The organism is Nocardiopsis sp. MT53 (assembly GCF_019598965.1).
Classification (GTDB): domain Bacteria; phylum Actinomycetota; class Actinomycetes; order Streptosporangiales; family Streptosporangiaceae; genus Nocardiopsis; species Nocardiopsis changdeensis.
Genome location: NZ_CP080599.1, coordinates 6,415,014 through 6,428,312, shown reverse-complemented (window position 1 = coordinate 6,428,312; position 13,299 = coordinate 6,415,014). Strand labels below are relative to the sequence as shown.

The window sequence follows — 13,299 nt, the reverse complement described above, 5'->3', positions numbered from 1 at the left end:
CCCTTGGCCCTGATCCGGGCGCGGGACGGGTAGATCCGACCCGGAACTTTCACGGTTCGGGGGTTGCCCCGGACCGAACAGCGCATCTTCAGGAGGGGTCCATGGCGCGTGCCACCGAGACCGGGAGCAGGACCGCAGGCGTTCCGCGGACCAGGGCGGGGGACGACCACACCGCCTCCGCGGAGCCCTCCCCGGACGACACCGCGGACTTCGACAACGCCAAGCGCGGGTTCATCGCCCCCGGCCCGCAGCACATCACCGGTGAGGACGGCAGGACCGTCTGGGACGTGCGCGACTTCTCCTTCCTCCTCGACGGCGCCGAGACCGCGCCGCCGACCGTCCACCCGCACCTGTGGCGGCAGGGCAGGCTGACGGCGATCAACGGCCTGTTCGAGGTCGTCGAGGGCGTCTACCAGATCCGCGGCATGGACCTGTCCAACATGACCCTCATCGAGGGCGATACCGGGGTGGTCGTCATCGACCCGCTGGTCTCGGAGGAGGTCGCCGCCGCCGGTCTGGCCCTGTACCGCGAGCACCGCGGCGACCGCCCCGTCACCGCGGTCGTCTACACCCACCCGCACCTGGACCACTTCGGCGGCGTGGCCGGGGTCGTGGACGAGGCCGACGTCGCCTCCGGCAGGGTGCCGATCGTGGCCCCCGAGCACTTCATGGAGCACGCGGTCTCGGAGAACGTCTACGCCGGCACCGCCATGATCCGGCGCGGCATGTACTTCACCGCCTTCGCGCTCGACCACGGCCCCGAGGGGTTCGTGGGGGTGGGCCTGGGCCCGGGCACCTCCCAGGGGAAGGTGGGGCTGATCCCGCCGACCCTGGAGATCACCCGCACCGGCCAGGAGGAGACCCTGGACGGGGTCCGGTTCGTCTTCCAGATGACCCCGGGCACCGAGGCCCCCGCGGAGATGAACTTCCACCTCCCCGAGCGCCGCGCCCTGTGCACCGCCGAGAACGCCTGCCACACCCTGCACAACCTGCTCACCCTGCGCGGCGCCCAGGTCCGCGACGCCCGCATGTGGTCGCGCTACCTCAACGAGACCATCGAGCTGTTCGCCGACGACTCCGACGTTGTGTTCGCCTCCCACCACTGGCCTACCTGGGGCACCGAGGACATCCGCGGGTTCCTCGCCGAGCAGCGCGACATGTACGCCTACCTGCACGACCAGACGCTCCGGATGATGAACAAGGGGTCGACGGGCATCGAGATCGCCGAGGAGCTGCCGCTCCCGCCCGGTCTGGAGCGGGCGTGGAGCATCCGCGGCTACTACGGCTCCGTCTCGCACAACATCAAGGCCGTCTACCAGCGCTACATGGGCTGGTTCGACGGCAACCCCGCCCACCTGTGGCAGCACCCGCCCCAGGCCCAGGGGGAGCGCTACGCCAAGGCCATGGGCGGGGTCGACGCCCTCGTGGACCGGGCCCGCTCCTTCGCCGAGGAGGACGACCTCAGGTTCGCCGCCGAGCTGGCCTCGCACGCCGTCTTCGCCGACCCCGACCACGCCGGGGCGAAAGACCTGCTGGCCGAGGTGCTGACCCGGCTCGGCCACGGGGCCGAGTGCGCCACCTGGCGCAACTTCTTCCTGGTCGGCGCGCAGGAGCTGCGCGAGGGGGTGCCGCCCACGGCCATCGCCCTGGCCGAGAGCATGGCGTCGGCGCTCAGCGTCACCCAGATCCTCGACTCGGTGGGCATCCGCGTCGACGGGCCGCGCGCCTGGAAGGAGAAGCTGTCGCTGGACCTGCACATGACCGACAGCGGCGAGCGGTACCGGGCGCTGCTGTCCAACGGGGTGCTCATCCACTACCCCGACCCCAAGGGCGGCGGCGCCGACCTGACGCTGACCCTGTCCAAGCCGGAACTGCTCGAGCTGCTGTCCACGGGCGACCTGGACGGGATCGAGCACGAGGGGGACGCCGGCGTGCTCCGGCGGCTGACGGCCGTCCTGGACGAGGCGCGCCCCGACTTCCCGATCGTCACCCCCTGAGGGGAGGCGGGCCGGGCCGGCGCCCCCGGCGGGCGCCCGGGACCCGCACCCCGCCGACGGAGCGGCCCGGCGGCCGGGGGCGTTCGTACGCCCCCGGCCGCCGCGTCGCGCCGGCCCCGGTCACCGTCCGACCGGGCCGGCCTCGACGAACTCGCCGCGCGTGGTCTCCACCACGATCACGAGCCGGTCGGGGACCCGGCCGCGCAGGTCGGCCAGCAGGGAGCCGACCGGCGGCACCTCCCGGGCGCGCACCTCGACGTGCATCGTCCGGGAGGCGGTGTACACGCGGGTGACCGACGCGTCCGGCTGCCGCGCGATCCAGCGGTCGGCGGCCTCCTCGACCCGGTGCGTCCACACCGCGATCAGGACGGTGGCGGTGGTGTTGACGGCCAGCAGGACGAATACGACCGCGAACAGCGCGCCCAGGACGATCCGCGGCCTGCGCCCGGACCGGGCGGCCCCGTCCCCGTCGGGGACGCCGTGCCCGGAGGCCGCGAACACCACCATGCCCGCGAAGACCAGGGCGAGCAGGTTGGACAGGAACAGCACCGCGGCCCCCGCCGACAGCCACAGCGCGCCCTGCCCCAGGCACACGCCCACCACGACCAGGGGCGGGACCAGGGAGATCGCGATCGCCACCCCCGGCAGGACCGCGGCCACGTCGCGGCGGCACAGGCCCACCGCCCCCGCCGCCCCGGTGGCCAGGGCGGCGACGAGGTCCAGCAGCCCGGGGGAGGTCCGCCCGGCGACCTGGCCGTTCTGGAGCAGGTCGTAGCCCCCGGGCACGACCAGGGAGAACACCACGCCGACACCGATCACGAGCAGGCACCCCAGCACGACCGTCCGGACCGAGTCGGTCCGGCTCCGGCGGACGATGCCCAGGGCGATCCCCATGATCGGGGTGGACAGCGGCGCGATGATCATCGCGCCGATCACCGTGGCCGTGGAGTCGGTCAGGACGCCCCCGGCGGCGATGAGCGCGGACAGCGTGAGCATCGTCCAGAACGCCGATCTCTTGGCGCGGCCGTCCCCCGTGGACAGGTCGAGGTCGTCCAGCAGGTCGTCCGGGCTGCGCAGTTGCGAGGCGGGCAGGACGCGTTCGAGGATTCCGCTGAGCATGGGTCGAGTATCGCGACGCGCGCCCTGGGAGCGGCGCAGGCGCGACGGGGGCGCCCGCGGCGGCCCGGACGGCGGCCGGGCACACGGAGCGGCCCCGCGCCCGGCCGGGGCCGGAGGCGGGGCCGCGCCCGGGCGACGCGGGGGTCAGCTCCGCACGTCCCTCACCCCGTCGGCGTCCACGAACGCCTGCTGCGCGGTCCATTCGCGCGCCCGCTCGCTGAGCGAGAACCCCAGCCCCGGCCGGTCCGGGACGCGCATGCGCCCGTCCGCGATCTCCAGCCGCTCCTCGAAGAGCGGCTCCAGCCAGTCGAAGTGCTCGACCCACGGGTCGATCTCGTAGGCCGCCGCCAGGTGCAGGTGGATCTCCATCGCGAAGTGCGGGGCCATGCGCACCCCGGCCCGCCGGCCGCGCGCCATGATCTCCAGGAAGGGGGTGATCCCGCCGACGCGCGGCGCGTCCGGCTGCATGAAGTCCACCGCGCCGGCCCGCAGCAGCTCCTCGTGCTCGGCCACGCTGGTCAGCATCTCGCCGGTGGCGATCGGCGTGGCCAGCTCGCGGGCCAGGGCCGCGTGCCCCTCGGCGTCGTAGGCGTCCAGCGGCTCCTCGATCCAGACCAGGTCGAACTCCTCCAGCAGCCGCCCCATGCGCACCGCCGTGCTCCGGTTCCACTGCTGGTTGGCGTCCACCATGAGCGGGAAGTCGCCGAGCTCCTCGCGGACCGCGGCCACCCGGGCCAGGTCGACCCGCCTGTCGGGGTGCCCGACCTTGATCTTGATCCCGCCGATGCCCGCCGCCCGGGCGGCCCGGGTGTTCTCCACGACCTCCTCCAGCGGCGAGGACAGGAACCCGCCGGAGGTGTTGTAGCAGTCCACGGCGTCCCGGTGCGCGCCGAGCAGCTTGGCCAGGGGCAGGCCGGCCCGCTTGGCCTTGAGGTCCCACAGCGCGATGTCCATGGCGGCGATCGCCTGGACCGCCAGGCCGCTGCGGCCCACCGACGCCCCCGCCCACACCAGGCGGGTCCACAGGCGCTGGATGTCGCTGGGGTCCTCGCCGACCAGCTCGTGCGCCACCTCGCGGGCGTGGGCGTACTGGCCCGGTCCGCCGGCCCGCTTGGAGTAGGTGTAGCCGATCCCCTCCAGCCCCTCCTCGGTGCGGATCTCGGCGAACAGCATCGACACCGAGGTGAGCGGCCGCTGGCGCCCGGTCAGCACCTTGGCGTCGCTGATCGGGGCGGCCAGGGGGAGGTCGACCCGGGAGAGGGAGACCGAGGCGATCCGGTCGGCCGCGCCGCCGCGCTCCGGCGCGGCGCTCGGGGTCCCGGCGGACGGGGAGGGGGTGTTCATGAGGGCTCCAAGGGAAGGGGGCGGTGTCAGCGGACCAGGGCCGGGCGGTCGGGGTCGAAGGCCCATCCGGGGATCAGGTACTGCATCGCGGCGGCGTCGTCGCGCGCGCCCAGCCCGTGCTCCAGGTAGAGCCGGTGGGCCGCGTCCAGGGCGTCGCGGTCCAGCTCCACGCCCAGGCCGGGCGCGGTCGGGACGGTGATCCCGCCGTCCTCGATGCGCGGCGGACGCCGGGTCAGCGCCTGTCCGTCCTGCCAGATCCAGTGCGTGTCCAGGGCAGTGATCGGCCCGGGGGCGGCGGCGCCCACGTGGGTGAACATCGCCAGGGAGATGTCGAAGTGGTTGTTGGAGTGCGACCCCCAGGTGAGCCCGAAGTCCCGGCACAGCTGGGCCACCCGCACCGAGCCGCGCATCGTCCAGAAGTGCGGGTCCGCCAGCGGGATGTCCACCGCGTGCGTGCGGACGCTGTGCGCCAGCTGCCGCCAGTCGGTGGCGATCATGTTGGTGGCCGTGGGCAGGCCGGTGGCCCGCCGGAACTCCGCCATCACCTCGCGGGAGGAGTAGCCGTCCTCGGCGCCGCAGGGGTCCTCGGCGTAGGCGAGCACGCCGTGCAGGTCCGAGCAGAGGGCGACCGCCTCGGCCAGCGACCAGGCGCCGTTGGGGTCCAGGGTGACGCGGGCGTCGGGGAAGCGCGCGGCCAGCGCCCGGACGGCGGCCACCTCCTCCTCCCCGGAGAACACCCCGCCCTTGAGCTTGAAGTCGCGGAACCCGTACCGGTCCGCGGCGGCCTCGGCCAGCGCCACCACGGCCTCCGGCGTGAGCGCGGGTTCGCGCCGCAGCCGCTCCCAGTCGTCGGCGGGCTCCTTCTCGGCGAGGTAGGGGAGCGGTGTCAGGGCCCGGTCCCCGATGTAGAACAGGTAGCCCAGCATGGGCACCCGGTCGCGCCGGCGGCCCTCGCCGAGCAGGTCGCACACGGGCACGCCCAGGTGCTGCCCCAGCAGGTCGAGCAGGGCCGACTCCAGGGCGGTGACCGCGTGCACGGTGGTGCGCAGGTCGAAGGTCTGCCGCCCCCGGCCGCCCCGGTCCCGGTCGGCGAAGGCGTCCTGCACCCGTCGCAGGAGCGGGTTGAGCTCGGCCACGGGGCGGCCGACGACGAGGTCGGCGGCGTCGGCGATCGTGGACCGGATCGCCTCTCCGCCCGGCACCTCGCCCAGCCCGGTGCGCCCCTCGCTGTCGGTGAGGATCGCGATGTTGCGGGTGAAGAAGGGGCCGTGCGCGCCGCTGAGGTTGAGCAGCATGCTGTCGTGCCCGGCGACGGGGACGACCTCGACGGAGGTGATGACGGGTGTGCTCATCAGGCCTGTCCTCCCGGCACCAGCGTGCCGTCGATCCGCCGGTCCAGCCGCCAGGGGTCGCCCTCCCGCAGCGCGGGCGGCAGCAGGGCGTCGGGCATCCCCTGGTAGGAGACCGGCCGCAGGAAGCGGTTCAGGGCGAGGCCGCCCACGGAGGTGCCGCGGGAGTCGGAGGTGGCGGGGTAGGGGCCGCCGTGCACCATGGCGTGCGCGACCTCGACCCCGGTCGGCCAGCCGCCGAACAGCAGCCGCCCGGCGCGCCGCTCCAGGACCGGCAGCAGGGCGTGCGCCGCGGCCAGGTCGCCGGGGTCCCCGGCGTCGGCGTGCAGGGTGGCGGTGAGCTGGCCCTCCATCCGCTCCAGGATCCCGGCCAGCGCCTGCGCCGAGGAGTGGCGGACCAGCAGGCCCGCGGCGCCGAACACCTCCTCCTGGAGGCGGGGGTCGGCGGCGAAGGCGTCCCCGTCCACGGTGAACAGCGCGGGGGCCGGGGCGTTGGGGCCGGGTCCGGCCTCGCCCCGGGCGGCGGCCTCGGTCCCGGGGTGGTCCTCCAGCGCCCGCACGCCCCGGTCGAAGGCGGCGGCGATGCCGGCGGTGAGCATGGTGTTCCCGGCCGCCTCGGACACGAGCCGCGCGGCACGGTCGACGAACCGGTCGCCGTCCGGGCCCTCGGGGACGAACACCACCCCGGGGTTGGTGCAGAACTGCCCCGAGCCCAGGGTGAGGGAGGCGACGTAGGCGTCGGCCAGCGCGGTCGCGCCCTCGTCGGCGAGGGCGCCGGGGAGGATCACGACCGGGTTGACCGAGGACATCTCGGCGAACACGGGGACGGGCTCGGGCCGGGCGGCGGCGAGGTCCATCAGGGCCCGGCCCCCGGCTCGCGAGCCGGTGAAGGCCACGGCCCTGATCCGGGGGTCGGTCACCAGGGCCCGGCCGATGTCGTTCCCCGCGCCGAACAGCACGGAGAACACGCCCGGCGGCAGCCCGGAGGCGGCGACGGCGTCCGCCACGGCGCGTCCGACCAGCAGCGCGGTGCCGGGGTGGGCGTTGTGCCCCTTGACCACCACGGGGCAGCCCGCGGCCAGCGCCGACGCGGTGTCGCCGCCCGCCGTGGAGAAGGCCAGCGGGAAGTTGCTCGCGCCGAAGACGGCGACCGGCCCGACCGGGATGTGCACGAGGCGCAGGTCGGGGCGGGGCAGCGGGGCGCGGTCGGGCAGCGCGGGATCGATCCGGGCCTGGAGGGCGTCGCCCCGCTCGACGATGCCGGCGAACATGCGCAGCTGGCCGGTGGTGCGGGCGCGCTCGCCCTCGATGCGGCCGCGGGGCAGGCCCGTCTCCCGCACCGCCCGGTCCACCAGCTCCTCGCCCAGCCCGTCGATGTTGTCGGCGGCACGGCGCAGGAAGGCGGCGCGCTCGGCCGGGGTCTGGGAGCGGAACGCGTCGAACGCCTCCTCCGCGGCCCGGGTGGCCTCCTCGATCTGGGCCGCGTCCACCAGCCCGATGGGCGGGCCGAACTCCTCGCCGGTGGCGGGGTCGACCGCGAGCAGGGAGCCGGCGGCCCCCTCCACGGGCCGCCCCGCCACGAGGGGACGGCCGTCCAGGGCCGCGGTCGCGGAGGCGGTGTGCTCGGACATTCAGGAGACCTTTCGGATCAGGGCGGCGAGTTCCGCGCACTCGTCCTCGGCGAGGGCGGTCAGCGGCGGGCGGACCGGCCCGCCGTGGCGGCCGACGGCGTCCAGCCCGGCCTTGACGATCGAGACGGCGTAGCCGCGGCCCCGGTCGCGGATCTCCAGGTACGGCAGCACGAACTCGTTGAGCCTGCGGTAGACCTCCGCCCGGTCCCGGGAGCGGACCGCGGCGAAGAACTCCAGGGCGAACCCGGGGACGAAGTTGTACATCGCCGAAGAGTAGGTGGTCACGCCCAGCTCCGTCAGGGGCAGGGCGAAGGTCTCGGCGGTCGGCAGGCCGCCGATGTAGATGAGGCGGTCCCCGACGGTGGCGTAGGTGCGCGTCATCGCCTCGATGTCCCCGACGCCGTCCTTGAGGCCGATGAGGTTGGGGTTGCGTTCGGCGAGGGCGGCCACCGTGTGGTGGGTGTACACGGCGTTGGCCCGGCTGTAGACGATCACGCCCAGGTCGGTGGCCCGGCACACGGCGCTCACGTGCTCGATCAGGCCCTCCTGCCCGGCCTCGGTGAGGTAGGGCGGCAGCAGCAGGACGCCGTCCGCGCCCGCCTCCTGGGCGGCGCGGGCCTGGGCGGCGGCCGCGGCGGTGCCGCCGGTCGCCGGGGCGAGCACGGGCACGCGCCCGCCGACCTCGCCGACCGCGGCGCGCACCACGCGATCGATCTCCTCGGGGGTGAGGGAGAAGCCCTCGCCGGTGCCGCCCGCGGCGAACAGGCCCGCCACGTCGTGCTCGGCCTGCCAGGACAGGTGCTCCCGGTAACGGTCCTCGTCGAAGGCGAGGTCGGCGTCGAAGTGGGTCACGGGGAAGGACAGGAGGCCCAGGGAGAGCCTCCGTGCCAGGTCATCGGGGTGCATCGGGTTCACGCGTCGTCCTCGCGTAGGTGGGGGCGGCCCGGTGGGCTGGTGCCCGCGGGTGTGTTGCCGTTACCGTACGGAGTGAGTTTCGATGCTGTCCAAGACTGGTTTTGCATCAACTGATACCGGGAGGGCATCAGGGGTCTCGTGTTCCGGGCCGGGGTCCCGCCAGCGGGGGAGGCGGGCGCCCTCAGCCGGGGTCGATCTCCAGGACGCGCCGGACGACGGGGTTGCGCGTGGCCCGCGGCCAGATCAGGTGCAGCTCCACCGGGTCCTCGGGCAGCCCCTCCAGCGCCTGGTAGACCACGCCCTCCACGCCCAGGCCGGTGGCCGAGGCCGGCACGAAGGCGATGCCCCGGCCCGCCGCGACCAGCCACACCATCGTCAGCACCTGGCTGACCGTGTGGACGACGTTCTGGTGGGAGATGGGCAGCAGGCTCACCACCAGGTCGTAGAAGTACCGCGCCTTGATGGGGGAGTGCATGATCAGCGGCACGTCGATGAGGTCGTCGGGCCGCAGCGGCCCCGGCCGCGCCGCCAGCGGGTGGTCCCGCGGCACGGCCACGAGCAGCTGCTCGCGGTGCTGGACCCGGGAGCCGAAGAGCTCCGAGTCGAACGGCGGGCGGCCCAGGCCCAGGTCGAGCTCCCCGGAGGAGAGCGCCGCGACCTGCTCGCGGGTGACCATCTCCGACAGCTCGATGTCGATCTCGGGGAGCTGCTCCTCCACGGTGTTGAGCAGGCGGCCCAGGACCCCGTAGGAGGAGGCCGCGGTGAACCCGATGTGCAGGGTGCCGCTGGACCCGGCCGAGATCCGCCGCGCCAGGTCGGGGGCGCGCTCGGCCAGGGCGAGCAGGCGCCGGGCCTCGGCCAGGAAGGCCTCCCCGGCGGCGGTGAGGACCACGTGGCGGCGGTCGCGCTCCAGGAGCAGGACCCCGACCTCGCGCTCCAGCTTCTGGATCTGGCGGCTCAGCGGGGGCTGGGTCATCGACAGGCGCTCGGCGGCCCGGCCGAAGTGCAGTTCCTCCGCGACCGCGACGAAACCCCGCAGTTGCTCGAAAGAGAACATGATGCCCTGAAGGTATCAGCTTATGCCGCATTCGACTTGGACATGCATGATCGGTGCTTTCTATGCTGCCACTCACCCGAACGCGTGACCCCGTTCACAGATGCGCCGGCCCCCCGGTACGGCATCGCAAGCAGGAGGAAACATGACCCACACACCGCGCGGGCGTTACGCGCGCCGCACGGCGGCCGCCGCCGCGGCCCTCGGCCTCTCGCTGACCGCCTCGGCCTGCGGCGGGAACCTGTCGGGCGGGGGCGGCGGTGGCGGCGACTACCCCCGGGGCCCGATCGACCTCCTCGTCGGCCAGGACCCGGGAGGCAGCACCGACCTCATCGCCCGCGCCCTGGCCGAGGGCGCCCAGGAGCCGCTGGGCGTCGCGATGCCCGTCGTCAACACCCCCGGCGCCAACGGCGCCCTGGCCGCGGGCGAGCTCGCCGCCCAGGAGCCCGACGGCCAGAACCTCATGGTCATCAACGCCTCCCTGGTCGCCATCACCCCGCTGGCCGTGGCCGAGGACGAGGCCGTCGACCTGGCCGACTTCGAAGTCGTCACCGGCATCTCCCGGGACGACTACGTGCTCGTCACCGCCGCCTCCTCGGACTTCGACACCCTCCAGGACCTGGTCGAGGACGGCGACGGCATCAAGTACGGCACGACCGGCGTCGGCACCGGCAGCCAGCTCGCGCAGGAGCTGCTCTTCGCCCAGGCGGGCGTGGAGGGCACCCCCGTGCCCTTCGACGGCGGCTCGCCCACCCTGGTCGCCGTCCTGGGCTCGCAGGTGGACGTGGGCGTGGTGCAGATCGGCGAGGCCATGCCGCAGATCGAGGCCGGCGAGCTGACCCCGCTGGCCACCTTCGCCGACGAGCGCAACCAGTACCTGCCCGACGTGCCCGCCGCCGCGGAGGAGGGCTACGACGTGCTGGTCTCCCAGTACCGGGCCGTGGTCGCCCCCGGCGGCACCCCGCAGGAGGTCGTCGAGAAGCTGCGCTCGGCGTTCGACGAGGTCTTCGCCGGCGAGGCGTACCGGACCTTCAACGAGGACAACTTCTTCACCCCGCACGAGACCGAGCCCGCCCAGGTGGTGGAGGAGTGGAACGCCTCCCGGGAGTCCTACCGGGCCATGGTCGAGGAGTACGGGATCGACATGCGCGGAGAGGGCTGATGGGGGCCGGACCCGGAAAGCCCGTGGTGCCGGAGGCCGGCCCGGCCTCCGGCGGGGCGCCCGCCCCGGACGCCGCGGACGCCGCCCCGCAGGCTCCGGACACCGCCGCCGCGCCCTCCGAGCCCGCCATGGGCACGAAGGGCCCCGGAGCGCCGGAGGCGGAAGCGCAGAACGCGGAAGCGCAGAGCGTGGAAGCGCAGGACGCGGACGCCGGGCCCGAGGACGCCCCGGAGCCGCTGGGCCCGGCGGCCAACGTCGCGGTCGCCCTCGTGGTCACCGCCTTCGGCGCGGTCGGATGCCTCGCCTCCTGGTCCCTGGGCGTCGGCACCCCGGCCGAACCCGAGGCCGGCACCTGGCCCCTGGTCATCTGCGCCGCGATCACCGTGCTGGGATGCGTCCTGCTGGGGACGGCCCGCCGCACCGCGGACACCGAGGCCTTCTCCGCCGCCTCGTGGAAGATCCTCGCCGGGGTCGGCACGATGGCCGGCTTCATCGCCCTGATCGGCACGATCGGCTTCGAGATCCCCTCGGCGCTGCTGGCATTCGTGTGGCTGCGCTTCCTCGGCGGCGAGTCCTGGCGGCTGTCCGCCGTGGCCTCGGTCCTCATCGTCGCGGCCTTCTACGCGGTCTTCGTGGGCCTGCTGTCCGTGCCGATCCCCCACCTCTTCTAGGAAGTGCCGATGGATTCCCTGGCCCCCATGATCAACGGGTTCGGCGTCGTCCTCGAACCGACCAACCTGCTCTACTGCCTGATCGGCGTCCTGATCGGCATGCTGGTCGGGGTGCTGCCCGGACTGGGCCCCGCGGCCACCATCGCGATCCTGCTGCCCCTGACCTTCGGCATCGAGCCCGTGACCGCGATCATCATGCTCGCGGGCATCTTCTACGGCGCCCAGTACGGCGGCACCATCACCTCGGTCCTGCTCCGCCTGCCCGGCGAGGCCTCGTCGGTGGTGACGGTGTTCGACGGCCACATGCTGGCCAAGCAGGGCCGCGCCGGGACCGCGCTGGGGATCGCCGCCATCGGGTCCTTCGCGGGCGGCACGGTCTCGATCGTCGCCCTGTCCGTGGTGGCCCCCCTGGTCGCGGGCTTCGCACTGGACTTCGGCCCGCCGGAGTACACGGTGCTGGCCCTGCTGGGCATCCTGCTGGTGGCCACCGTCGGCAACGGCGGGCGGGTCAAGGCGCTGGTCGCCGCCGGGCTCGGCCTGCTGCTGGCGACCGTGGGCCGCGACACCTTCACCGGTGCCGAGCGGTTCACGTTCGACTCCCTGGCCCTGGCCGACGGGCTCGACTTCGTGCCGATCGCGATGGGGCTGTTCGGCATCGGGGAGATCCTGCACAACCTGGAGCAGCGCCACCGCGCGATCTCCGGCCCGGTGAAGGTCGCCAACACCTGGCCCTCCCGCTCCGACCTGCGCCGGTCCTCCGGGGCGATCGCCCGTGGCTCGGTCCTGGGCTTCGTCCTGGGCATCCTGCCGGGCGGCGGCGCCACCCTGGCGTCGATGGCCTCCTACGCCCTGGAGAAGCGCCGGTCCCGCACCCCGGAGCGGTTCGGCCGGGGCGCGGTGGAGGGCGTGGCCGCCCCGGAGACCGCCAACAACGCGGCGGCCACCTCGTCGTTCATCCCCCTGCTGACGCTGGGGATCCCGGCCAACGCCACCATGGCGGTCATCTTCGGGGCGCTGCTCATCCAGGGCGTGCCGCCGGGGCCGCAGCTGGTCTCCCAGGAGCCGGAGCTGTTCTGGGGGGTGATCAACTCGATGTACATCGGCAACATCCTGCTGCTGATCATGAGCATCCCCCTGGTCGGCCTCTTCGTGCGGATCCTGCGGATCCGCCCGGCGGTCCTCGCCCCGATCACGGTGCTCATCACCCTGGTGGGCGTGTACACGGTGCGCAACAGCGTCTTCGACATCGTCCTGGTGGTCGTCTTCGGGGTGCTGGGCTACCTCATGAAGAAGTTCGGGTTCGAGCCCGGGCCCCTGGTCCTGGCGTTCGTGCTGGGGTCGCTGCTGGAGAGCTCGCTGCGCAGGTCCCTGCTGCTGTTCGACGGCGACGTCTTGGGCTTCGCCACGCGCCCCATCTCGGGGACGCTGCTGGCGCTGCTGCTCGTGGTCGTCCTCCTGCCGGTGGCGCGGATGCTGTTCGCCCGCCGCGCCGCCGCGGCCCCGGCCGAGCGCGAGAAGGCCCGTAGCAGTGAATGATCGGATGTGTGGTCGTGCTTCGAAGCCGCTTCCGTTGGTCCGCATCGCTTATCCACATATGTGCCACGTCGCCGAGGTCGGTACCCCGAGCGGGTATTCGTCGCGCCACATGTCCAGGCGGTTGCCCTTCGGCGGCCTCGGCGATGAACACGGAGGAACCCCGAATACCTTCCGGGGCCGGCCCGTCTCGGTGCCGTCCTCGGCCGGGGAAAGGCCTGTTCTGGCCGCGCGGGGGCATCCGCTTTCGGTCTGGTCCGGTCGCCGGAACCGAACCGGGTGCTTCCCTCCAACGGTCCGGCACCAGCACCGGACGTCACCGCCTTGGTCGGTGCGGCCTGCCACGGGAACGAGACGGGAATGGGGTCATGTGTCACCGGGGTGCGCTCCGCGCAGGTCGAACGGCTCTGTCATGAGGGCCCTATGTCCCGGCTTGAGCACACCTTCTTCGGGCATTCCACTTGTTATGAGATGAAAACTCACTATTAATTTTTTAATTTCCCATTCTGGATTTCCGTAGTCCC

General features: G+C 73.5%; 10 protein-coding genes. 4 read left to right on the top strand and 6 right to left on the bottom strand.

Annotated features, from left to right (window positions below; translation table 11 throughout):
• The first annotated feature begins 101 nt into the window (after positions 1-101).
• Positions 102-1,997 carry an alkyl/aryl-sulfatase gene (locus K1J57_RS28870; RefSeq protein WP_220561859.1) on the top strand — a complete coding sequence of 632 codons (1,896 nt, stop codon included), beginning with the start codon at positions 102-104 and terminating at the stop codon, positions 1,995-1,997.
• A 120-nt stretch (positions 1,998-2,117) separates the two neighbouring features.
• On the opposite strand, the gene K1J57_RS28865 is transcribed toward K1J57_RS28870, so the two are convergent.
• From K1J57_RS28865 to K1J57_RS28840, 6 genes are all read right to left on the bottom strand, one after another.
• Positions 2,118-3,116, bottom strand: a complete 999-nt coding sequence (locus K1J57_RS28865) for a DUF389 domain-containing protein (RefSeq protein ID WP_220561858.1) — start codon at positions 3,114-3,116, stop codon at positions 2,118-2,120.
• Positions 3,117-3,260: 144 nt separating this feature from the next.
• On the bottom strand, positions 3,261-4,460 hold the full coding sequence (locus K1J57_RS28860) for a mandelate racemase/muconate lactonizing enzyme family protein (RefSeq protein ID WP_220561857.1): 1,200 nt from the start codon (positions 4,458-4,460) through the stop codon (positions 3,261-3,263).
• Between the two features lie 26 nt (positions 4,461-4,486).
• On the bottom strand, positions 4,487-5,812 hold the full coding sequence (locus tag K1J57_RS28855; RefSeq protein ID WP_220561856.1) for an enolase C-terminal domain-like protein: 1,326 nt from the start codon (positions 5,810-5,812) through the stop codon (positions 4,487-4,489).
• On the bottom strand, positions 5,812-7,440 hold the full coding sequence (locus K1J57_RS28850; RefSeq protein WP_220561855.1) for an aldehyde dehydrogenase (NADP(+)): 1,629 nt from the start codon (positions 7,438-7,440) through the stop codon (positions 5,812-5,814). The genes K1J57_RS28855 and K1J57_RS28850 overlap by 1 nt, the downstream gene beginning before the upstream one ends.
• Complete coding sequence (kdgD, locus tag K1J57_RS28845) at positions 7,441-8,346, bottom strand: 5-dehydro-4-deoxyglucarate dehydratase (RefSeq protein ID WP_255647260.1); 906 nt, start codon at positions 8,344-8,346, stop codon at positions 7,441-7,443.
• A 190-nt stretch (positions 8,347-8,536) separates the two neighbouring features.
• Positions 8,537-9,412 carry a LysR family transcriptional regulator gene (locus K1J57_RS28840; protein WP_220561853.1) on the bottom strand — a complete coding sequence of 292 codons (876 nt, stop codon included), beginning with the start codon at positions 9,410-9,412 and terminating at the stop codon, positions 8,537-8,539.
• Between the two features lie 142 nt (positions 9,413-9,554).
• On the opposite strand from K1J57_RS28840, the gene K1J57_RS28835 reads away from it, so the two are divergent.
• From K1J57_RS28835 to K1J57_RS28825, 3 genes are read left to right on the top strand one after another with little or no spacing between them, the layout of a single operon-like run.
• Positions 9,555-10,571 carry a tripartite tricarboxylate transporter substrate binding protein gene (locus K1J57_RS28835; RefSeq protein WP_220561852.1) on the top strand — a complete coding sequence of 339 codons (1,017 nt, stop codon included), beginning with the start codon at positions 9,555-9,557 and terminating at the stop codon, positions 10,569-10,571.
• Positions 10,571-11,242, top strand: coding sequence for a tripartite tricarboxylate transporter TctB family protein (locus K1J57_RS28830; protein WP_255646669.1), 672 nt, complete (start codon positions 10,571-10,573; stop codon positions 11,240-11,242). The genes K1J57_RS28835 and K1J57_RS28830 overlap by 1 nt, the downstream gene beginning before the upstream one ends.
• A 9-nt stretch (positions 11,243-11,251) precedes the next feature.
• Entirely contained in the window at positions 11,252-12,778 is a 1,527-nt protein-coding gene (locus K1J57_RS28825; RefSeq protein WP_255646668.1) for a tripartite tricarboxylate transporter permease, read from the top strand.
• Positions 12,779-13,299 lie beyond the last annotated feature (521 nt).